The following is a 24,217-nucleotide window of genomic DNA, read 5'->3' as shown; positions in this document are numbered from 1 at the left end:
TAATGCTAGCATTTAAGTAGATAAATAAAGATATTTACGAGAGGTGAAAATAATGAATATTTTGCATATAGAGAGTAGTAATTTTTTTAAAGAAACCTTTAGAGATATTGTAAAAGAACTTAATTCGGAGTTCGTAATTTTTGGAGCGATAAATCTCAGCGATGCATATAAAATATTACAAGTAAATAAAATAGACCTTATTGTTACTGCACTGGAAATTGATGGTAAAGACGGAGAGGAAATAATAACTGAGTTAAACAATTCGGAGTTTTCAGATATACCTATTTTGGTATTTACTTCAACAGATGATATTGCAGTTCGTGAGAAACTTTTTAATTTAGGTGTTGTGGATTATATAATAAAAAATGATATTTCTATTGATAAAATCAGAAACTATATTGGTACATTAAATAGAGAGAGTAAAATAGATAATAGAGCAAAAGAACTTCCAATTGCAGTTGTAGATGATAGTTATTTAAGCTTGAAGATAATAAAAAATATATTAGAGCCATATGGATTTAAAGATGTTGACTATTATTCAGACCCACTTGATATCTTAGAATGTAACAAAGAATATTCTATTTACTTGGTTGATTTAATACTTCCAAATATATCAGGTGAGGATTTGATGTTAGAGTTTAAAAAGAATAATCCTAAAGCTATAATAATTTTGATTTCTAATATTAGTAATTATAAAACAATTTCTAATATATTATTTTTAGGAGCAGATGATTATATATTGAAACCGTTTGATACTAATGTTTTTATAGCTAGGTTATTAAATCAAATCAAATCATATTTTCTAATAGAAGATTTAGAGGAAAAAAATGAAATACTAGCAAAAATGGCTAATACAGATGGTTTAACTGATATATATAATCATAAATATGCAGTAGATTTTTTAATTAAAGAAAAAGAAAGAACTATAAGGTATAATTCTAAATTATCAATTATAATGATGGATATTGATAATTTTAAGAAAGTGAATGATATGTATGGCCATTTAACAGGTGATGATGTATTATATAATATCGCGCAAATTATAAAAGAGCATATTAGAAAAATTGATTTAGTTGGGAGATATGGAGGAGAAGAATTCATAGTAGTTTTGCCTGAAACGGATAAGGAATCGGCATTTATTGTTGCTGATAAACTAAGAAAAGCTATTGAAGCCTTTAATTTTGATGGAATTAATCATAAAGTAACTATAAGTGGCGGTATAGCAGAATATAAAGTAGAAAATAATAATAATTTGATTTCAGACGCTGATGAAAATTTATATAAAGCAAAAAATGAAGGCAAAAATAGAATTGTATGGAGGGATTAGATGAATAAAAAGTATAGACTTATAACTAGAAGTGATTTTGATGGTTTGGTATGTGCAGTACTTCTAAAAAAAATGGATTTGATAAAAGAGGTTAAATTTGTTCATCCTAAAGATATGCAAGATGGAATAATAAAAGTGGATGAAAATGATATTACAACTAATTTACCATATGTAGACGGAGTTGGGCTAGCATTTGATCATCATTTAAGTGAAACAATTAGAAATAAAGGAAAAAAAGATAATTATATAATTGACCCTGATGCGCCTTCTGCTGCTAGAGTTGTCTATGAATATTATGGGGGAAAAGAAGTTTTTCCAAGAAAATGGGATGAAATGATGCTAGCTGTAGATAAAGCAGATTCAGCAAAATTTACGAAAGAAGATGTACTTTTTCCAAAAGGTTGGGAACTTCTTAATTTTCTGATGGATGCCCGTACAGGTCTTGGAAGGTTTAGAAATTTTAGGATTTCAAATTATGATTTAATGATGGAACTTATTGATTATTGTAAAGACCACTCAATAGAAGAAATACTTGAAATTCCTGATGTCAAAGAAAGAATAGAATTGTATTTTGGATATGACGGAAAGTTTAAAATTCAAATGAAAAATAATTCTAAAGTTTATAACAATGTTTTGGTTGTGGATTTAAGAGAACAAGAATTGATTTATCCTGGTAATAGATTTTTAAAGTATGCACTTTTTCCTCAAGTGAATATTTCTATTCAAGTTATTTGGGGGTTAAAAAAACAAAACACTGTATTTACTGTTGGTAAATCAATTTTTAATAAAACGTCAGATGCTAATATTGGAGAGCTTATGCTTAAATATGAAGGTGGAGGACATTTTAATGCTGGTACATGTCAAGTTTCAAATAATAAAGTGGAAGAAAAATTGATAGAAATTATTGAAAGTTTAAAAGAATAAACTTTGGAAAGAGGTATTATGAGTAATTTTTCTACGAAAATATATGATACATTTATGGAGCCTTTTGAGAGAAAAGGCATAAGAGAAACAAGGAAAAAACATTGCGCAAGAGCTTATGGCAATGTTTTAGAAGTTGGACCTGGAACAGGAGTAAACATTAAATACTATGATATGAACAGCATATCTAAACTGTCTTTTGTGGATCTTAAATTTAATGTAGATTTTATTAATAAAATAAAAGAAAATAGCAAAATGTTTATATTTAACAATTCGGTTGAAGACTTACCTTTTGAATCAAATTCATTTGATACAATAATAATTACATTGGTGTTTTGTTCAGTGGAAAATCCACTAAAAGGACTAAGTGAGATAAGAAGAGTCTTAAAAGAAAATGGAAAAATATATTTTATTGAGCATGTTCAAAGTGATAAAGATAGCTTAAAACCTATTCTGAATTTTATGACACCTTTGTGGAAAAAAGTTGCAAATGGGTGTCACCTTAATAGAGATACTTTAAAAACATTTAAGGAAGCAGATTTTGAAATTGTTTATTATAATCGTTTTTTAAATGGTGTTTTTATTGAGGGTGAAGCAATTAAAAATATAATATTGTAGGTGAAAAAATGAAGTTTGTGATTGATAATACTAAATGTGCGAATTGTGATCTTTGTATAGATTCTTGTCCGGTATTTGCTATTGAGAGACGGACAAATATAATAATTGATGAAACTAGATGTATAGGGTGTAGAATGTGTGTTTTAGTTTGTAAATCAAATGCGATAAAAATTAGGTGAATAGATGAAGAAATTACTTGTTTTAGCTAAAAATATGAATATAGCAAAAAATTATAAGAAACAACTTGATAATTATTTTGGAGATAATTATTTTTTTGAAAGTGAATTAGTTTCAGAAATTGAAAATTTGAATTACTTTGATGCAGACGTTATTTTGGTATCTTCTTTAGATATATATAATGCTATAAGAAATAAGGTGGATATTGATTCAGATATTTTAATTATTAATAGAACTATTACTAAAAACACTTTTGATATAATCAATAATTTAAATACGAACAAAGAAGTATATGTATTAGATGATAACGATAAGGACGATGAACTTATTAGTATTTTAGAGCGAGTAGGAATTAGGCATCTTATATTAAAACCATATTTGTTATTAAAAAATAATAATTATTTTAATGGATATATTTTGATATTTGGAGATGAAAAAATAAAGGCAAGTAATGCAGTTAATGTAAAATGCGATTCAACTTTACTTGATATTGATACGATTTTAGATGTAGGCTATAAATTAGGTCTTGATAATAAACTCAAACAAATGAGTTTACAAAGAGAATACGTTGAATTTGTTACGAAAGAGTTTGGCCTTTCAAATATAATTTCGGTTGTAAACGATTATGAAAGTCAACTTAAAACGATATTAAATATAATAAAGTTAGGTATTATTAATATAAATTGTGAAGGTAAAATATCATATGTAAATGATGACGTATCAAAACTTATCGATTTAAATGATGATGATATTATCGGTTATAATATAAAAAGTGTTATTCCTGAAATTGATATTCTAAAACATATGGAGCTTCAAAATGATATTTCTGATAAACTTATTAGAATTAATGATATTGATATTGTCTTATCTATGAAACTATTATTTCATTTATCAAAATTTTATGGTGCTATTATCATTCTTAGAAAATATAGTGAACTTGAAAAGCAGCAGTACTTGCTTAGAAAACAAATGATTGGTAAAGGACATGTTGCTAAATACAAATTTAGAGATATTATTGGTGGTAGTATAGATATAGTAAATTCAATTGAAATCGCAAAACGTATGTCTAAATCTGTTTCTTCTGTTTTGATTTTCGGTGAGAGCGGAACTGGTAAAGAACTCTTTGCTCACTCGATACATGATTATTCTGATAGGAAAAACAAGCAATTTGTTGCTATTAATTGTGGTGCGTTTCCTGAAACACTTCTTGAAAGTGAGTTGTTTGGCTATGAAGAAGGCGCTTTTACGGGCGCGAGACGTGGTGGCAAAGTAGGTCTAATTGAACTTGCTGATGGCGGTACTCTTTTTTTAGATGAAATTGAAGAAATGCCTTATAATTTACAAATAAGATTACTAAGAGTTCTCCAAGAAAAAGAAATTATGAAAATAGGTGGAGACACATTAATAAATGTAAACATTAGAATAATTTCAGCTACCAACAAAGATTTATTTAAAATGATGAAAGAAAATTTGTTTAGAAAAGATTTGTATTATAGATTAAATGTTCTTCCTCTTAAAATATCTCCTTTAAGAAATAGAAAAGAGGATATTTTTCCGCTTATTGATTATTTTAAAAAAGAGTTTAAAATAATTATAGATTTTTCTGAAGAAGCTAAAAAAGCTTTATATGATTACAATTATTTGGGAAATGTTAGGGAGTTAAGAAATTTTATCGAATATTTTAAAAATATGAGTATTAAAAAAGTTGAAAAAAGTGATATTCCTTTTGAATGTGAAGATGAAGCTGAAATTAAAGCACCGTTTAAAGAATATGGGTATTTTGACGAATTATCTATTGAAGAGTACATTTTAAGTCTACTTTATGAAGCATATAAAGCGCACAGAGGTATCGGACGAAAATATATAAGTGATAAATTAAAGGAAAACAATATTTTTGTTGGAGAATCAAGAGTGAGAGATATTCTTCTAGAATTAAGGCATAATGAAATTGTTGAAATTAAGTCTGGAAGAGCTGGAACCGTGATAACTGAAAAAGGAATTAAACATATTTTAGAAGTTAAATCAAAAAAAATGATTGTATAACAGTTTACAACTGTATTAATTGTTCTCAATTAATACAGTTGTTTTGTTTTTACGGTATAAATTAATTGTATTTGATCTATTTTAGGATAGTATATTCAATATTAATGTGGCATAAATTTTGCTTTATATTTATGTTGTACATAGAATGTTCATTTTTTTATTTTGATTAGAAAATATATAAAATGTATAATTATTTTTATTGAACAATAATATGAAAGGTTGTGAAATTATGAAAAAATTGCTTACTGGAAATGAAGCTATTGCAAGAGGCGCATATGAATATGGTATTTCTTATGCAAGTGCATATCCAGGAACACCAAGTACGGAAATTTTAGAAAATATTGCTAATTATAGTGAGGATATAATTGCAGAATGGGCTCCAAACGAGAAAGTTGCACTTGAGGCAGTTATTGGTGCTTCGTATGCGGGCGCTAGAGTTATTGCATCAATGAAGCATGTTGGATTAAATGTTGCAGCAGATCCGTTAATGACATTCTCTTTTACTGGGGTTAACGGAGGTGCTGTAATAATTTCTGCTGATGAACCGGGAATGCATTCATCGCAGAATGAACAAGATAATAGGTACTATGCTAAATTTGGTAAACTACCAATGTTGGAGCCAAGTGATAGCGCTGAATGTAAAGACATGATTGGTTATGCACTTGATATCAGTGAAGAGTATGACACGCCAGTTATGATAAGAATGACCACAAGAGTTTGTCATTCAAAAAGTATTGTTAATTTTGGAGAAAGAAAAAGTGTTAAAATTAAAGAATATGTTAAAAATGAAAGAAAAAATATTTCGATTCCTTCGTATGCAAGACTTATGCATGTTAAAGTGGATAATGCTCTTAAAGAACTTGAAAAAATATCAAATGATTCAAGTTTAAACTATTGTGAATATTATAATAAAAAAATTGGAATTATTAGCGCAGGTGCTGCATATGAATATGCAAAAGAAGTTTTTGAAGAAAATGCGTCCTATTTAAAAATAGGATTTACTAATCCGCTTCCAATAGAAAAAATTAGAAAATTTGCAGATGAAGTTGATCAGCTTTATGTAATTGAAGAACTTGAACCATTTATGGAAGAGCAAATAAAAGCAGATGGTATAAAATGCATAGGTAAGGAAATTGTTCCAAGACTTGGTGAATTATCACCTACGATACTCAGAAAAGTTTTTTTTGAAAAAATAGATAATAGTAATACTTTTAATGATATAGAAATTCCTATGAGGCCGCCGACCCTTTGTTCTGGTTGCCCACACAGAGGATTTTTCTATGCTCTTAAAAAGCGTAGTGATATTATGGTAACTGGTGATATAGGTTGCTATGGTTTGGGTGCTATTGCACCGCTTAATGCTGTTGATACCATTCTTTGCATGGGTGCAAGCGTAAGTATGGGTCACGGCGCTCAGAAGGTGTTCACTAAATTTGGAATATCCAAAAGAACCGTTGCAGTTCTTGGCGATTCAACGTTTTTCCACACTGGTATTAATAGTTTAATTGATGTTGTTTATAATAAAAGTAAAGTAGTTACATGTATATTAGATAATAGAATAACAGGAATGACAGGTCATCAAGAGAATCCTGGAACTGGATATACTCTAGATGGTTCAAGTACAAATATTATATCAATTGAAGACGTTTGTAAGGCAATAGGTGTAAAACATATAGAAGTTGTTAATCCCTTAGACCTTACTGCCACTGAAGAGGCTGTAAATAGAGCGCTTGATTATAATGAAGCTGCAGTTATTATTACTAGATGGCCTTGTGCTCTAAAAAAATATTCAACTGAAGATATCAAAGAATTTGGTCTTATTAAGGATAGTTGTCAAGTAGATGAAGAAAAATGCATCGGATGCAGAAAATGTATTGGAACGGGCTGTCCTTCGCTTGAATTTAATAGTGAGATTAAGAAAGTAAAAATTGATCCTAATACTTGTGTTGGTTGTGAAGTATGTATGCAAACGTGTCCAGTTAGTGCAATTAGAAAGGTGGTAAAATAATATGAAAACAACTAATATACTTTTAGTAGGTGTTGGAGGTCAAGGTACAATTTTAGCAAGTAAGATTCTTTCAAGTGGTTTGCTTGAATTTGGATATGACGTTAAAATGGCTGAAATACATGGAATGAGTCAAAGAGGAGGAAGCGTTTCTACACAGGTTAGATTTGGGAAAAAAATACATTCGCCGGTACTTGAAGAAGGAAAGGTAGATGTTATAATTTCATTTGAAAAAATGGAAACTTATAGATGGATAAAATTTTTAAAAGAAGATGGTATAGTTGTAATGAATACTTATGAAATACCATCTGCTCCAATTTTAAGTGGTAATAAAAAATATCCTGATGGTATTATTGAAGAATTATCAAAGCGACTAGAAAAATTTGTTTTTTATGATGCATTAGATGAAGCTGTAAAGTTAGGTAATTTTAAAGTTTTAAATACAATTATGTTAGGTTCATTAATTAAAGGAATGAATCTTGATGGAATTGATTGGGATGAGATTATAAAAAATAATGTAAAAGAAAAATTTATTGATATTAATATTAAAGCATTTAATAGAGGTTTTGAATTATATGATAATAAACTAAAGGGAGGAAAATAAATGAAAAACTATATTTTAGCAATAAATCCAGGATCTACTTCAACAAAGGTTGCTTTATATGAAAATAAAACTGAAATTGTAAAAACAACCATTGATCATAGTGCGAGTCAAATAAGCAAGTACAATAAAATTGCTGATCAATATGATATGAGAAAGAAAGAGATTATTAAATTTTTAGATGAAGCAAAATTTGATATAAATAATTTAACGGCTGTTGTTGGTCGTGGTGGTCTTCTGCCACCAGTTAAGTCTGGAGCATATAAAGTAAATAAAAAAATGGTGGATAGATTAAAAAATAACCCTGTTGTAGAACATGCATCAAATTTGGGAGGAATTATTGCTTTTGATATAGCTGAGAATTTAAATATCCCATCATATATTTATGATTCAGTTGCAGTGGACGAATTAGAAGATGTTGCTAGAATTTCAGGTATAAAAGGAATTGAAAGAAAAAGTTTATCTCATGCTCTTAATATGAGGGCGGTTGCTATTAAGGTATCTAAAGAATTAAATAAGCCCTATAAAGAATGTAATATTATTACAGCTCATCTTGGCGGTGGAATAACAGTTGGAATTCATAAAAAAGGAAAGTTGGCGGATATAGTTTCAGATGATGAAGGACCGTTTTCGCCTGAAAGAAGTGGACGAATTCCATTAAAGAGTTTTATGGAACTGTGTTATAAAGAAGAAAAATCTCTTGTTAAGAAAAAAATAAGAGGTAAAGGTGGTTTAGTTTCCTACTTGAATACTGTTGATTTAAGAGATGTTGAAGCTAAAATTTCTAATGGCGATAAGGAAGCACTTGTAGTTTATGAAGCAATGGCATATCAGATTTCGAAAGCTATTGGCGAGTTATCTGTAGTAAATTATGGTGATATTGATAGGATAGTTATTACAGGCGGGATTGCACATTCAAAAAAATTTACATCACTTATAAAAGAAAGAGTTAAATTTATAGCTCCTGTTGTTATTGTGCCTGGTGAAAATGAATTAGAATCTTTAGCCTATGGAGCGTTAAGAGTACTTTTAGGCGAAGAAGAAGATCGAGAGTATACTGAATAATATTATTGGTAGTATTATTAAGCTTATAATTAAATTTATATAGCTCGTTGCATTGTAATTAAATAATAAATTATGTATAATTCATACTAAGTAAGATAGTAATATATGTATTAGTCGTAAATTTACGAAAGCCTTATTCGAAAAACTAAGCACTTTTGTATTTTTAAAATAAATATAATCAATGGGGGAAATATGGAAAAATATTTGAAATTTAGAAAAGAACTTGAAAAATTAAAAGTTTATGTCCCGGGAAAGCCAATTGAAGAAGTTATGAAAGAATACGGATTAACTAAAATAGTAAAACTTGCTTCAAATGAAAATCCTCTAGGACCTTCACCTCTTGCTATTGAAGCAATAAAAAAAGAAGCACTTAGTGTTAATATTTATCCGGATGGGATTGCTGATGATTTAAGAATTAAATTAGCAGATTATTATGGAATTAATAAAGAAAATTTAGTTATTGGTAATGGAGGCGAGCAATTATTATTTTTAATAGCTCAGGCTTTAATTAGTGAAGGTGATGAAGCTATTATGGCTAATCCTTCTTTTGCGCTTTATGATATTTCAGTTAGTATGATGGGTGGAAAAGTAGTCTCACTTCCACTAGATAAAGAATTTAAGCATGACTTTAAAGGATTTATTAATGCTATTACAGATAAAACAAAAATTGTATATGTTTGTAATCCTAATAATCCAACAGGAAATATAATGACGAAAGATGAAGTGGAATATTTAGTTTCAAATATACCAGAACATGTAGTACTTGTGCTAGATGAAGCTTATTATGAATATGCTATTAGAAATGCCGAGTATAATGATGGGCTTGATATTTTAAAGAAAAGACCGAATACAATTATTCTTAGAACTTTTTCAAAAGTTGCAGGACTTGCGGGACTTAGAGTTGGATATTTGATATCATCACCAGAAATTATTACAGAGATAATGAAGATAAAAGGCGTATTTAATTCAAATAAGGTTGCACAAAAAGCAGCAATTGCTTCATTAGATGATGCAGATCATATAAAAAATACTGTTGATTTAAATTATGAATCTTTGGGAAAAATGCAAAAATTCTTTGAAGAGAGAAATCTTTATTATGTAAAAACAAATACTAATTTTATTTTTGCTGATATGGGAATAGATTCTAGGTTTGTATTTGAAGAGCTTATGAAAAGAGGAATGATTATTAGACCTGGATTTTTATGGGGAGAAGATAATTTCATTAGAATAAGTTCAGGAACTATGGAACAAACAAATCAGTTTTTATCTGCTCTTAAAGAAGTACTGGAATTGAAAAAATAGATATTAAAGAATAAAAAAAACGCCATCACTCGTAGAGTGATGGCGTTTGTAATAGAAATGAAATATTAAAAACTATTACGACATAATTACAGTTTTAATATAATAATGCTGATTTTGATTAATAAAAGTTTTTTTTGGCTATAATATTTCTATAGTAAAAAATATTATTAATTAGAGGAGGAAATATGTTTACTAAAAAAACGGGAATATCTATAGCAGTTTTTACACTGGTTTTTATTTTATTGTTTGGTTCATTATCATTCGCGGATAGAAAAAAACCAAAAGATATAAAGGAAAGTGATTGGTATTATGGAGCTGTAGAATCGATGATTAGAAAAGGTATTATAAATGGATATGATGATAATACTTTTAGACCACAAAATCAAGTTAATAGGGTTGAATTTTCTACAATGATGGTAAGAACTTTAAAAATACCAATTGTAAAATCAAAATGGTCATCGTTTGATGACGTAAAGTCAAATTATTGGGGTAATGTATATATTGAAGCTGCAAAACCGTATTTAACCGGTTATAAATTAGGTGAAAAAATATTATTTAAACCACTTGAAAGTGCGGTTAGAGAGGATATGGCAGTAGCTCTTGTAAAAGGCTTAAAATATAATATTGATAATCCTGATTATACAGTTCTTGATCAGTTTACAGACAAGAATAAGATTTCTAAAAATCTTAAACCCTATGTAGCTGTTGCAGTAGAAAAAAAACTTATGAATGGATTGCTTCTTTCAGATGGTACTTTAGAGTTTAGACCGCAGAAATCGCTTACAAGAGCTGAAGCAGCAGCTTTGCTACTAAAAGTAATCGATGAGGAAAAAATAACTTTTGATGAAGAAAAAATAATTTTAGATGATACTTCTGGAACTTCTTCTACAACGTCATCGGCTATTTCAATAGATGAAAACATATCGTCAAACGAAGATGAAGATAGTATTATAAGTAAAGTTCCTACAGTTACAGTAAAAGTTGACGAAAAGAAAGTAAAAGTTAAGTGGAGTAAGGTTTCTAAAATTAATTTAAAAGGATATAAAGTAGTTGTTTCGAAATACAATTCAGCTCCTAAATACCCAAATGATGGATATCTTTATTGGATTACAGATTTAGATGAAAGAGAAGCTGAATTTGATATAACAAAATATTATAATGGAGGAGACTTTGGAGGAAAATTTGAAGCTGGATCAAAATATTTTGTTAGTGTAACTGCTTATTATGAAGATGAAAAAGTTCCTGGTAATGCAATAGAAATAACGATGCCTAACTCTACAGAAGATGATGACGAAGACTAGTATATATATCAAAGTACTAGATTGGTAATTGATAAAAAAATGATGAAAAGTAGAATGAATATAAAGATAATTTTATGTTTATTCTACTTCTTTGTTTTTTTGTTCTTGTAAAAGAAATTACTAACGTTAAAAAAATAACTATTGATAATGATAATCAACATAAAGTTTTATGTGTTTTCAAAGGGTACACAAGGATGTAAATGATAATATTTTTAAAAATTTGTTAATATTTTATTTACTTTGTAATGTTTTTTTGATAAACTTTAAACATAGGAAAACTATTAATTGAAAGGGAAGTGTAGATATGAAGAAGACAGATATAATTGTTATTGGTGGTTCAGCTGCAGGTATTGTGGCAGCATTAACTGCAAAATCAACAAATCCTAGTAAAGATGTTACATTAATTAGAAAAGAAGAAATTGTTATGATTCCTTGTGGTATTCCATATGTTTTTGGAACTACAGGAAGTACAAGCAAAAATGCTATTCCGGATAAAGGATTATTAGGACTTGGCGTAAATATTGTGATTGATGAAGTAACTGTAGTGAATAAAGAAGATAAAATTGTTAGTACAGCCTCTGGTGAGAAATATAAGTATGATAAATTAGTTTTTGCTACTGGATCAAATCCGGCACTACCTATGTGGCTTAAAGGTAGAGATTTAGAAAACGTATTTACTGTTCCTAAAAATAAATTGTATTTAGATTCGTTTCAAAGTAAATTAAAAGAATTTAAGAAGATGGTTGTAATAGGTGCAGGTTTTATTGGTGTTGAAATGTCAGATGAATTAAATAAATCTGGTTTAGAAATTTCTTTAGTTGAAAAATTACCTCATGTTCTTGGTGCCACTTTTGACGAAGAAGTAGTACTAGAAGTTGAAGACCAGTTAACGGAGAGAGGTATTAAACTTTTTACAGGGCTTGGCGTTGCTGAAATCCTTGGTGAAAATGGTGTTGTTAATGGTGTTTTACTTGATAATGGAGAAAAACTTGAAGCAGATGCAGTAATTGTTTCAATGGGCTATAGACCAAACGCAAAATTAGCGGAAGAAACTGGTTTAAGAATAAATCAAATGGGATTCATTGAAACTGATCAATATAGAAGAACTAGCGATCCAAGTATATTTGCTGCGGGTGATTGCTCAGAAAAAAGAGATTTTATAACAGGAAAATTAAGTGGTATTATGCTAGCTTCAACAGCATCGGCTGAGGGAAGAATTGCTGGAATTAACCTTTATAATTTAGCTGTACTAAAATCATTTGCTGGTACAATTGGTATTTACTCAACTGCTTTAGGTGATAATGCTTTTGCTGTAGCTGGTATTACTGAATCTTTAGCTAAAATGGAAGGTATAGATTATATAGCTGGAAGTTTTACAGGTATGGATAGACATCCTGGAAATATTTCAGACGCACATAAGCAAATGGTTAAATTGGTTGTATCAAGAGAAAGTGGAATTATTTTAGGGGGAGCTATTTCGGGAGGTAAAAGTACAGGAGAACTTATAAATGCTATTGGATTTGTAATTCAAAATAAAATGACAGTAATTGATTTATTAACTTCACAAATAGGTACTCAACCTGTGTTAACTGCTTCACCAGTTGCATATCCACTTATTAAAGCAGCTGAAGTTTGTCTTAAAAAATTAAGAAAATAAGAAAATAAGAAAATATATTATAGTATTTATTAAGAGCGGGAAGCCGCTCTTTTATTTTTGAAATTTATATTATAAAAACTGTTTTTATGCTATAATTTAGTAACGTTTTAACTATTTGTGAGGATTTTATGAAGAAATTTTTTGAAAAATATAATCAATCTACTTCTGAATATGGAGATAGATGGAATGCTTATTTAAAATCAATCGAAACATTTGTATGTGCTAATATCCCAAAGAAAAAATCTGAAGTCGTTGTTTTAGGATTTGGTAATGGAAATGATATACCACTTGAATGTATAAGCAAATTTAATAATAATATATTGGCAACAGATATTGATATTAAAAGCATGTCTAATAAAAAATATGATGAAAACACAAATATAAGATTTGTTCAAATGGATTATTTGTCACTAGATTTTATAAATATAGATTTGTCTAATTTAAGTCAGAGAGAGATTGTAAAAATCATAGAAGGAATTGAATTTGATATTCCACACGAATTAGAATTTACTAAATTTGATATTATTTTAGTAGCGCCAATTTTTTCTCAAATATTTTATTATTCATACTTAGATTTCTTAGTTAAACAAAATGTGCCTATTACAATTGAAATTCAAAGTGCTCTTATGAAAAAAACAAGTGAAGCTTTAGCACATTTAGTTAAAGTTATTAAGTATATTGGTAAAGAAAATTCAAATTACTTTATTTGGCAAGATTTACTTGAAGATAAGTTTATGTATGATTTATTAAATGCAGAAAAAATTATTTTAGAATATACAAAAAGGTACGGATTAAGTCCATCAATATTTGGAGTACAATTATTAAAAGACGAATTAATTCTAGTAGATGAAATATATTTGAATTGGAATTTTAATGAAAATAGAAATATGCTAGTAGAACTAATGTATCTAAAAAAGGGAAAAACATTATTGTAGGAGAAAAAAATTATGAAGCAATTAGAAAATATTAATGAAATTGAAGATCTTATTAAAAATGAAACTATTGTACTTGGTTATTTTACATCAAAAGATTGTAATATGTGTAAAGATCTTTACCCTAAAATAGAAAAGATGATTGGAAAATTTAAAGAAATAAAAAGTTTTAGAGCGGAAACAGATACCTTGCCGTCTTTAGTGAGTAAGTATAATTTTTATGTAATTCCAACAGTTATTCTGTTTATTGAAGGAAAAGAGACAATAAAAAAATCGAGAACTATTAGTATATTGGAGCTAGAAAATCAAATAGAAAGATACTATAACATGATATATTAGAAATTCATAGATGTATGTAGTATTAAGAACATTGTTATTTTAAAAAAAACCCAATAAACGAGGACGCCTTTAACATAATAGCGTCCTTGTTTTATTGGGTTTTTTAGCATGTGTTTAATATTTAAATTGTCCGATTAATTTAGAAAGGTCACTGCTTGCGTTTTTAAGGGTACTTGTAATATCGTTAATTTCACTAACAGAAACATTAAATTCATCTGAAAAGGCTGCAACTTCTTCTGTTGATGCTGCAGTTTCTTCTGAAACTGCTGATATGTTTTCAATAGCTTCGATTATTTTATTTTTATTTTCATCAACAATTTCAACTTTATCTGTTACATTGTCAATTTTAATAACAATTCCTTCTAAAGAACTTGTAATAACCTCGAAATCTTTTTTTGTAATGTCTACTGCTTCAGATTGCTCTTTAGTTAATTTCATTATTTTTTCCATAAGTGATTTTGTATTATTTACATCTGTTTGAATCGCTGAAATTAAATCTGTAATTTGATTTGTAGACTCTTCAGATTGATCAGCTAAATTACTTACTTCATTTGCAACAACTGCAAACCCCTTCCCATGTTCACCAGCTCTTGCAGCTTCTATAGAAGCATTTAATGCAAGCAAGTTGGTTTGACTTGCAATATTTGTTATAACTTCTGTTATTGTGCTTATATTAATAGCATTTTCATATAATTTTTCGATAGATGTATAAATATCAGTAGCGGCAGATAAATTTTCTTGATTATGAGTATAAAGCATATTCATATTCTTTTTATTGTTGTCATTTAGGTTTGTAATTTCTTCAGAGTATTCTTTCATATTTAAAGATAAGTCTCTAATTCCATTAATTTCATTTCCTAAGTCTCCAACATTTTCAGCAGTTACTGAAACTTCTTGAGCTTGTTCAGTTGCACCTATTGCAATTTCAGTTGTTACAGTTGAAAGTTTTTCTGAAGTATTTGCAACTTCATCAGTAGAAGATGCAAGGACATCAATAGACTCAAAGATGTCTTTTGATGTTGAATCGATTGTTGCGACCATATTTCTAATGTTGCTAAGGAAAGAATTAAAATTATTTGCAAGTATTCCAATTTCATCATTATTTTTATTTTCAATTTCCTTAGTTAAATCACCGCCGCCAGACGCTATTTGGCCAAGCTTATCAGCAATTTCTTTAATAGGGTTAGCTATTATTTTTTTAGCTATTCTTAAGCTAATTAAAAGAATAATAATGCCAATAACTAAATAAATATAGAGCATAATTTTAAAATTATCAATTTTAGAATCATATTGGTTCTGATACATAGTAACGATTGAATTGAATTTTGTTTTAATTTCAAGTGAATGTGAAGCAATAAATTCGGCGTTTTTATCGATATCAGTACCATTTGCTACGTTACTTACACAAGTAGAATAACTGTCAATATCTTTTTTTATGTCATTAATTGACTTTATAATATCTCTATTAGTATTTTTTGAAATATTTAATGAACTATCGCCATTAATTAGTGCATTGTTTACTTTCTTATAGGTGTCAAGTTCTTTAAGTAAAGTTTTCTTAATATCATCTTTGTTAAATTTAAGTGACCCGTTAATTGCGTCTCTATACATTAAAGAATAATTACTAAGAAGCATTGTTCTCATTCTCTGTGAGCCTGCTAAGTTGATAGAAACACCATCATCACTTAGTGAGCCAAATGTATAAAGTAATTGTCCCATAGTTAGTAAGAATATAGAGAAAACGAGTAATAATAGTAATGCGATTTTTTTATTGATTGAATTTAACATAATACCTCCTTTGTTGTATGTATGTAATATATATATCCATTATAAAGTAATAATAACACCAATTCAATAAAATTTATTAATTATTATAAATGAAGTAATATTATAAAATTACTTGTAAAATGTGTTTACAAAGCGATTTTATTATAGTAAAATCTAACTTGTGTGTTCTTTAAAAAATAAAGCCAAAGTGAAAAAAATGTCGAAAAATGTCGAAAAATGTCGAAAATACTATTTTTATTTAAAACAAAACACAAAATTGCTTTAAAACTTGTTTAGTTATAAAAGCGGTTGGTATATATGTTATATGAATAACTAAGTAGTATTAAAGGGAGGGTCTTTAATGAAGTTAATGAAAAAGATGATGATAATGGCAGTGGTTATGATACTTATACCTGTTTTGCTTATAGGAGGAGGCTCATATTTTTTAGTTTCTACTAATATGGAATCTGCTGCAAAATCAGTTGCCAAAGAAATGACAGAAATGCATAAAGAAATGATAGAAAATAAAATGGATTTTTTGGGTAATACTATGGAAGTTGTTGCATTAGACACACAAATTGCAGAGCTTTTATCAGATAATACGTCTATAAATAAAAATAGAGTCAAAAATTACTTAGAAGTTGTTCAAAGCGGAAATAAAGATTTAATTGAAATGTTTGTACTGGTTGATACAAAGGGTAATGCGATTGTATCAAATACTTCTACAAATATTAAAGTAAATATTAGTGATAGAGAGTATTTTAAAGAATCTAAAACTACTAGTAAAACGAGTTTTAGTGATGTTATTGTAAATAAAGAAACAGGAAAAGTTATTTTTGCTGCAGCTACTCCAGTTAAGAAAAATGGCAAAGTGTTAGGTTATTTGGTTGGAACAGTTCCCTTTGAAAATGTTAAAGAAATTGTTTCAGGAATTAAAATGGGTAAAGAAGGCTACGGCTACTTGATTAATAAAGAAGGATTTGTTATAAGTTATCCTGACGCTTCAAAAGAAAACAAATTAAATATTCTTAAAACTACAAGCAATGAACTCACAATAATTGGAAATAAAATGATTAAAGGTGAAAATGGTCAAGGTATGTATACTTTTAATGGAGTTAAAAAATATGTATCTTATTCAGGCGTTGGAAAATGGTCGCTTGCAACAACTGCAAACTATAATGATTATATGTCATCTGCTATAAAAATTAAAAATACAACTATTGTTATTGCCGTTATTACATTTTTAATTTCACTATTATTCTCATTTGTTTTTACTAAATTTGGTTTAATAAAACCTATAGATGAGCTTTCTAAAAAAATGATTGCAGCGGGTGATGGTGATTTAACTGTTAGATCTAATGTAAAAAGTAAAGATGAAATTAAAAGATTGTCTGATACATTTAATAAGATGATGGAAATGCAAAGTGGAATTATTGAAAAAATAAGAAGTTCGGCTGATACGCTACTTAATACGGCAGAGGAACTTTCAACTTCAGCAGAAGAAACAAGCTCGGCAACTGAAGAAATAACTGTTAAAATTGAAAATATTTCTGAAGATTCAATAAATCAAACTAAAGAAATTTCTAATATTAATAATTCTTTTGATGTATTATTTACAAATATTGATGAAAATACTAAAGTTTCTATTAATTCAGCTAAGAATTCTGAAGAATCTTTAGAGCTAGCAGAAAAAGGGAAAGTCCTAGTTAAAGATACTGTTAATTCTATTGCTGAAATAAGCACTCAAACAGATAATACTGTTGAAGTGTTAAGTGTACTTGATGAAGCTACTAAAGAGGTTAGTGGAATAAGTGTAACGATTAGTGAAATTGCCTCAAATATCAATTTACTTGCACTTAATGCATCGATAGAAGCAGCAAGGGCTGGTGAACATGGAAAAGGTTTTGCAGTTGTAGCTGAGGAAATTAAGAAACTAGCGGAGCAAACTAGTAATGAATCTCTTGATATACAAAGTCTTATAAGTAAAATACTTCAACAAGTTAGTGATGCTATTGAGTCAATTGATTTAACAAAATCATCTGTTGATAATGGGGTTTCTTCTGTTAAAGAAGTAGATGGTATGTTTACAAAAATAATAAATTCTATTGAGGATATATTCAATCAAGTTAAAATTATTGGTGAAAGCATGAAAGATGAAGATGAACTTGCTTTTGAGATGAAAGGATTAGTTAATAAAGTTTCAAGTATGGCTGAGGCGACTTCAAATAATACACAAGAAATTTCAGCCGGAGCCCAGGAGCAAGCAGCTGCGATGGAAACAATGGCAACTTCTGCAGAAGAGACAAGTAAGATGGCTGATGAGCTTTATACATTAGTTTCAAATTTTGAGATCTAATACTATAATAATTAAATAATTTTCTAGGTTTAATTTATACTTTTAAGAATATATTAGTATAAAAATAAACCTAGATTTTTTTTGAATTATAATTTGTATTTTAGATTATGCAGAGTAAATTCTTTAACTAATTCCAGAATTTGGCTTAGCTAAACAAGTTTACTGTAAATTTTCTATATCGTTATATATTTTATTTATAGAATTAAGATATGCTTCAATACTAGATGCTATTATATCAGTATTAATCGCACGACCTGTATATATTTTTTCATTGTGTTTAAGTTTAACCACTGCTTCTCCTTGGGCATCTCTTCCTTCGGTAATTGAATTGATTGTGTAGTCTTCTAAATTTAATTTTAAATTGACTATTTTAAGAATTGCATTATATGCAGCATCAATTGGACCATCTCCCATAGCAACTTCTTTAACTACGTCATCTCCTCTTTTTAGGGTTATTATTGCAGAAGATGTAGATGTTTTTCCGGTACTTATGCTAAAATCTTCTAAATAAAAAGTATCAATAATTTTAATAGATTCTTCCCTGACGATTGCGTCAATATCTCTAGCATAAACTTTTTTCTTTTTGTCTGCTAAATCTTTAAATTTTACAAATGCAGCATTTAGTTCATTTTTAGAAAGTGAATATCCGGATTTTATCAAATAATCTTCAAAAATATGTCTACCTGAATGTTTACCAAGTACCATTTTATTTTTATTTAATCCAACTGATTCTGGTGTCATTATTTCATAAGTTTCCTTGTTGTTCAAAACACCATGTTGGTGGATTCCTGCTTCGTGTGAAAAAGCGTTTTCTCCAACTATAGCTTTATTTGGTTGTACATGGATTCCGGTTATAGAAGTAAGTAGTTTGCTTGTAGCAGTTAAATAAGTGGAATTAACATTAGTGTAATTATTGAAAAAATCTTTTCGTGTATTAATAGCCATAACAACTTCTTCAAGAGCAGTATTTCCAGCTCTTTCGCCAATTCCGTTAATTGTGCATTCTATTTGATTAGCACCTGCTTTAATTGCAGATAAACTATTAGCAGTTCCCATTCCAAGATCATTATGACAATGAACAGATATATCTACATTTTCAATTCCTTTAACATTATTTTTTACATAAGAGATTAAATCATAGTACTCGCTAGGTACAGTATAACCAACTGTATCTGGGATATTAAGAACCGTAGCACCTGCTTTAATAACGCTTTCAAATACTTGGCACAGAAAATCCCAATCACTTCTTGAAGCATCTTCAGCAGAAAACTCAATATCTTCACAGTAATTTTTAGCGTGTGACACCATATCTACTGCAATTTTAAGAACTTCTTCTTTTGATTTTTTTAATTTATATTCCATATGAAGATCAGATGTAGCTATAAAGGTATGAATTCTGGGTTTCTTAGCATCTTTGATAGCTTCCCATGTTCTATCTATATCGCTTTTGAGTGCCCTTGAAAGGCCTGCTACGGTTGAAGTATTTAGAGTGTTTGCAATAAGTTTTACAGCTTCAAAATCTCCGTTTGAAGCTGCAGGAAAACCAGCTTCAATAACATCAACGCCAAGTTTTTCAAGTTGTTTTGCAAGTTCTAATTTTTCTTTAGTGTTCATTGAACAGCCAGGAGATTGTTCTCCGTCTCTTAATGTAGTATCAAAAATTTTAATATGATTTTTCATATTGCCTCCCAAAATAATATATTTGTATAAAAATGTTTTGTTTATGTAAATGAATAAAAGCAATAAAGAAATACAGAATATTCTTAAAATTTGCAAAGTAAGAATAAAAAAACGCCCTTAAACATAATGTTTAAAGACGAGATAACCCGCGGTACCACTTTAATTGTATAATAATATACCCACTTAATAGTTAGAAAACTATGCTTTTATCGAAGCTAATCGGTACAAACTAATAAATAATAAAAATTATTGTTCATAAGTACTGCTCAAAGGCTAGAGAAAAATATATTTAGTATCAACTTGCACCGTACGTTGACTCTCTAAAACTAAAACAATTAAACATTCCTTATCATCGCGTTAAATATTGTATTGTTATAGATAATAAAGGTATTTGATAATAATGTCAATAGTAAATTAAATAATAATTTTTTTTTGCGTAGTAAAGTTTTTATATGAAAAGTTTGGAGTAAATACTTACCTTTAATTTGAAATTGTTAAAATAGTATTTAGTTTTAAGAAAAAAAATTATGGTATAATTACAAATAAGTAATAAATAATAATTGATGGAGGAATGAAAAATGATTAAATGGAAAGATTCGTACTCGGTGGGTTACAAAGATTTTGATGAACAACATATGGAACTAATTAGGCTTATAAACAAAGTTGAAGCCTTGATAAAGGATAAAGATCTTGATGAAGATACTTTGTTTGATGAAGTAAATCAAATTTTTGCAGAAATTTTAGATTATACTGTTTATCATTTTGAAAGCGAAGAAAAAGTTTTTGATGAAAAAAACTATGAAAACAATGAAACTCATAGAAAAGCTCATCAAGAATTCGTAGAAAATGTGAAAGATCTTGTTGGTACTTTTGATTCGGGTAAAGAAGTTAGAGAAATAGCCTTTAAGATTTATAATACCCTTGTAGAATGGTTAATTAAGCATATTCTGGGTACTGATAAACTATATATGAAAAAATTAGATTAGTTTTATTAGTTTACTAGAGGTGATGAATTGAAAAAGAAGATAATTGTATTTTTAAGTTTGATTTTTTTTGTATTTTTAAGTTTTATATATTTTGGTTACAATAACTTTAAAATTGATGAGAGCTTTAAAGAAATTCCATTAAACTTCAATCCATATAATTTAAATTCGGAGTATAATTTTAATGGAATCACTGTAAAAATACATGGTGGATTCGTTAAAGGTACTATTAAAGACAAAAAAGGAAATACAAATATCATACTTCGAGCACTTTCTCCAAATCCGGTGGTAAGTGTAAGTAAAAGCGAAAAATATACAAATAAAACCTATCTTATAATTGAAAATATTAACTCTTTGAAAGTTGATATTTTGAGTGAAAGAAATTTTCTAAAAAGTATAATAGATACCAATAATGTTCAATTTGTTATTGATTTAAATAAATATACTTCTCAAATAATAAAGATTGTTCCTAAAAAAACGGATGAAAATTCAGAAATAGTTATACTTGGAGATAATAGAAATGGATATGATACATTTTTAAAAATGATTGATCAAATAAATGCAATAAATCCTCTTTTTGTTATAGATAATGGTGATTTAGTTTATGGTGGAGAACCAAATAAATACAGACTTTTTTATGAAACTATATTAAATTTTAAAGTGCCCTTGTATACTACTTTAGGAAACCATGATATAAGAGAAAATGGAAGAAAGATTTATACAAAATTATTTGGACCACCATATTATTCTTTTGATTATGGTGATATTCATTTTGTGTTTTTAGATAGTTCAAGAGGTTGGGAAAATAAAGAAGCGATTCCAAAAGATCAGTATAAGTGGCTTGAATATGACTTAAAAAAAGCGTTTGGAAAGAGAATATTTGTTGTATCTCATATACCACCTATTGATCCTAGGAGTAATGTTGAAGATATTGGTGATAATGAATTAAAAGATAAAAATTTTATTAAAAATATAATTAATGATTATAGTAGTGCTAAAAATTTTGCGCATGGATTTCATGATAAAAAAGAGGCGCTGAAATTTGAAAATCTTATGAGCAAATACAAAGTTGATACAGTGTTTTTATCACATATTCATAGTTATTTTAATTATGTAAAGGGAGACGTAAGGTATATTATAAGTGGTGGAGCAGGAGCTGAACTTTTAACAAAAAATAGTTACTATCATTTTTTAAAAATAAAAATAAATACTCAAGATAAATTTATTGAGATGATTGAACTTCCATCGCCTCCTAATAATATTATTGATAGATATATAGCTGTTATCAATCTTTTTTCTAAAGCTCTTTACAAAGAATATAAAATATGGATTGTAAGTTTTGAAATCCTTGTTAATACATTGATTATTTTCTTTATATATATTAATCGACAAATAATTATAACTTATATAAAAATTTCAATTAAGTTCATAAAAAAAATATTTGTCTATTCGGTTCAAGAATTTAAAAATATGAGAAAAAAATAAGAGTTAAGCAAAAGGGATATACGATAAACGTATATCCCTTTTGCTAAGAGAAATTATAATTAAATATTTTATTTTTAATAAAAACAGAAGATATAATTATGTAATTCCTTATTTAGTGTTGAAAAGTCCCTTAGTTTTTGTTATCTTATTATAAAGGGGAAGTATAAGTAATTAATCTTATACAATTGATTATGAAGAATTTAATTTTTACAAATATTATTATAAATAGATTACCAGCTTCATTATCTGCTATAGTGCATGAATTAGCTATCAATAGGGAGGAATTATCTAAAGATAGTTAAAATATGTTAAAAATGTATTTTCGTAACTTTAGATAAATTCTCTATAAAATTATAGAGGATTTTTATTTTTGCAAAAATATACTATTAGGAGATAAAAAATGAAAAATAATAATAGGTTACTAAGTAATATTTATAAGGATTATATTTTTACTTTTGTTAGTAATTTCGATTTAACACGTGGATTTTGGATGCTATATTTAGCGTCTAAAGGACTTTCACTTTTTGAAATAGGTTTGATGGAAACAATATACCATATTTCATCATTTTCAATGGAAATTCCTACTGGAATGGTAGCGGATATTTATGGTAGAAAAACAAGCAGAATACTTGGAAGAGTATGTTTTTCGTTTGCAATTTTGCTTATGATATTAGGCGAAAATGTACTCTCTTTTGCTTTTAGTTTCTTCTTTACTGCTCTAGGAAATAATTTGGAATCTGGAGCGGGTGAAGCGTTAATTTATGATAGTTTAAAGGAATTATGTAAAGAAAATATATATATGAAAATAAGAGGAAATAATGAATTTGTTTTTCAAGTTACAAGTATGGTTGCATTACTTTTAGGAGGTTATATCGCAACTTTATCATATGGATTTGTTTATAAAATCACATTTATTCTTGCTTTGTTAAGTGTAGTAAGTAGTTTTAGTTTTGTTGAACCAAGTATTGGAAAACCAGATAGAAGCAAAAGAGTTGTTGACACATTTGTCCTTCAAATAAAGAAGAGTTTTCTAGTAGTTAAAAATGATAAAAAATTACTAAAGATAATTATCTTACTTGAACTTTTTTCTACCTTCTATGCTACAGAATTTTTCTATTTGCAAAACAAATTAAAGGGTATAGGAAAAACAGAGTTTGAAATTGGAATTGTGCTAGGTATAGGTGCAGTTATTGCAGCCTTAAGTGCAAGTCAGACTTATAGACTTGAGAGACGATTCAATCTAAAAAATATGTTAACTATGATGTCTCTAGTGGCAATTGTGGCATTTTGGGGAATGAGTATAAATGGAATTGAAATATATTCTTTTATTATTCTTTCCTTGGTTGATAGCTTACTTTTTGTTTCTATGGGTGATTATATAAATAAATTGATTCCAAGTGAACAAAGAGCGACGATATTATCTCTACAAAGCATGGTATTTAGTGCGTTTATGATAGTGATTTTTCCTTTGAGCGGGAAAATAGGAGATTTGTTTGGATTGTCATTTGCATTTAAAATGATAGCTATAATTTCAAGTTTAGTTCTACTAGTAGTGATATATATGATTAGAAAGACGGATTTAGAATAAATGTAAGAAAAATTATAAAGCTCTTTGCAGTGGTGAGGAATGGACTTAAAATTCTCGTTATTCTAGTAAA

The 24,217-nt window shown here is 28.1% G+C and carries 19 protein-coding genes; 17 read left to right on the top strand and 2 right to left on the bottom strand.

All coding sequences use genetic code 11. From position 1 onward, the window contains the following. Positions 1-52: 52 nt before the first annotated feature. The 13 genes from AACH12_RS09690 (at position 53) to AACH12_RS09630 (ending at position 14,288) form a co-directional block, all read left to right on the top strand. Positions 53-1,327, top strand: a complete 1,275-nt coding sequence (locus tag AACH12_RS09690) for a response regulator (RefSeq protein WP_338535215.1) — start codon at positions 53-55, stop codon at positions 1,325-1,327. Next, positions 1,328-2,251, top strand: a complete 924-nt coding sequence (locus tag AACH12_RS09685) for a DHH family phosphoesterase (RefSeq protein ID WP_338535214.1) — start codon at positions 1,328-1,330, stop codon at positions 2,249-2,251. 18 nt (positions 2,252-2,269) lie between these two features. After that, a complete protein-coding gene (locus AACH12_RS09680; protein WP_338535213.1) occupies positions 2,270-2,866 on the top strand; it encodes a class I SAM-dependent methyltransferase in 597 nt (198 codons plus the stop codon). Between the two features lie 8 nt (positions 2,867-2,874). Next, positions 2,875-3,045 carry a 4Fe-4S binding protein gene (locus AACH12_RS09675; protein ID WP_338535212.1) on the top strand — a complete coding sequence of 57 codons (171 nt, stop codon included), beginning with the start codon at positions 2,875-2,877 and terminating at the stop codon, positions 3,043-3,045. 4 nt (positions 3,046-3,049) lie between these two features. Further along, positions 3,050-5,086, top strand: a complete 2,037-nt coding sequence (locus AACH12_RS09670; protein ID WP_338535211.1) for a sigma 54-interacting transcriptional regulator — start codon at positions 3,050-3,052, stop codon at positions 5,084-5,086. 229 nt (positions 5,087-5,315) lie between these two features. Next, positions 5,316-7,094, top strand: a complete 1,779-nt coding sequence (iorA, locus tag AACH12_RS09665) for an indolepyruvate ferredoxin oxidoreductase subunit alpha (RefSeq protein WP_338535210.1) — start codon at positions 5,316-5,318, stop codon at positions 7,092-7,094. Position 7,095: 1 nt separating this feature from the next. Beyond that, positions 7,096-7,695, top strand: a complete 600-nt coding sequence (locus AACH12_RS09660; protein WP_338535209.1) for an indolepyruvate oxidoreductase subunit beta — start codon at positions 7,096-7,098, stop codon at positions 7,693-7,695. Further along, positions 7,696-8,757, top strand: coding sequence for a butyrate kinase (gene buk, locus AACH12_RS09655; RefSeq protein ID WP_338535208.1), 1,062 nt, complete (start codon positions 7,696-7,698; stop codon positions 8,755-8,757). 192 nt (positions 8,758-8,949) lie between these two features. Continuing rightward, positions 8,950-10,059, top strand: a complete 1,110-nt coding sequence (hisC, locus tag AACH12_RS09650) for a histidinol-phosphate transaminase (RefSeq protein ID WP_338535207.1) — start codon at positions 8,950-8,952, stop codon at positions 10,057-10,059. Between the two features lie 185 nt (positions 10,060-10,244). Then, on the top strand, positions 10,245-11,360 hold the full coding sequence (locus tag AACH12_RS09645; protein WP_338535206.1) for an S-layer homology domain-containing protein: 1,116 nt from the start codon (positions 10,245-10,247) through the stop codon (positions 11,358-11,360). A gap of 304 nt (positions 11,361-11,664) precedes the next feature. Then, on the top strand, positions 11,665-13,017 hold the full coding sequence (locus AACH12_RS09640; RefSeq protein WP_338535205.1) for an FAD-dependent oxidoreductase: 1,353 nt from the start codon (positions 11,665-11,667) through the stop codon (positions 13,015-13,017). 128 nt (positions 13,018-13,145) lie between these two features. Next, positions 13,146-13,952: a hypothetical protein gene (locus AACH12_RS09635; RefSeq protein WP_338535204.1), complete on the top strand. Its 807-nt coding sequence runs from the start codon at positions 13,146-13,148 to the stop codon at positions 13,950-13,952. 12 nt (positions 13,953-13,964) lie between these two features. Continuing rightward, positions 13,965-14,288 (top strand): thioredoxin family protein, encoded by a 324-nt coding sequence (locus tag AACH12_RS09630; RefSeq protein ID WP_338535203.1) that lies wholly within the window; start codon positions 13,965-13,967, stop codon positions 14,286-14,288. A gap of 114 nt (positions 14,289-14,402) precedes the next feature. Here AACH12_RS09630 and AACH12_RS09625 read toward each other — a convergent pair whose 3' ends face one another. Further along, positions 14,403-16,076, bottom strand: a complete 1,674-nt coding sequence (locus tag AACH12_RS09625; RefSeq protein WP_338535202.1) for a methyl-accepting chemotaxis protein — start codon at positions 16,074-16,076, stop codon at positions 14,403-14,405. A gap of 340 nt (positions 16,077-16,416) precedes the next feature. Between AACH12_RS09625 and AACH12_RS09620 the strand changes: the two genes are divergently transcribed. Then, a complete protein-coding gene (locus AACH12_RS09620) occupies positions 16,417-18,411 on the top strand; it encodes a methyl-accepting chemotaxis protein (RefSeq protein ID WP_338535201.1) in 1,995 nt (664 codons plus the stop codon). A 159-nt stretch (positions 18,412-18,570) separates the two neighbouring features. On the opposite strand, the gene AACH12_RS09615 is transcribed toward AACH12_RS09620, so the two are convergent. Continuing rightward, positions 18,571-20,091 (bottom strand): 2-isopropylmalate synthase, encoded by a 1,521-nt coding sequence (locus tag AACH12_RS09615; RefSeq protein WP_338535200.1) that lies wholly within the window; start codon positions 20,089-20,091, stop codon positions 18,571-18,573. A 578-nt stretch (positions 20,092-20,669) separates the two neighbouring features. Between AACH12_RS09615 and AACH12_RS09610 the strand changes: the two genes are divergently transcribed. The 3 genes from AACH12_RS09610 to AACH12_RS09600 all read left to right on the top strand — a co-directional run bounded on the left by AACH12_RS09610 (position 20,670) and on the right by AACH12_RS09600 (position 24,147). Beyond that, positions 20,670-21,077 carry a bacteriohemerythrin gene (locus AACH12_RS09610; RefSeq protein WP_338535199.1) on the top strand — a complete coding sequence of 136 codons (408 nt, stop codon included), beginning with the start codon at positions 20,670-20,672 and terminating at the stop codon, positions 21,075-21,077. A 27-nt stretch (positions 21,078-21,104) separates the two neighbouring features. After that, entirely contained in the window at positions 21,105-22,559 is a 1,455-nt protein-coding gene (locus AACH12_RS09605; protein WP_338535198.1) for a metallophosphoesterase family protein, read from the top strand. 400 nt (positions 22,560-22,959) lie between these two features. Next, positions 22,960-24,147: an MFS transporter gene (locus AACH12_RS09600; RefSeq protein WP_338535197.1), complete on the top strand. Its 1,188-nt coding sequence runs from the start codon at positions 22,960-22,962 to the stop codon at positions 24,145-24,147. Positions 24,148-24,217 lie beyond the last annotated feature (70 nt).

Origin of the sequence: Helicovermis profundi (assembly GCF_033097505.1) — a bacterium.
Taxonomy (GTDB): Bacteria; Bacillota; Clostridia; order Peptostreptococcales; family Acidaminobacteraceae; genus Helicovermis; species Helicovermis profundi.
This window is presented reverse-complemented; position numbering and strand designations above follow the sequence as displayed.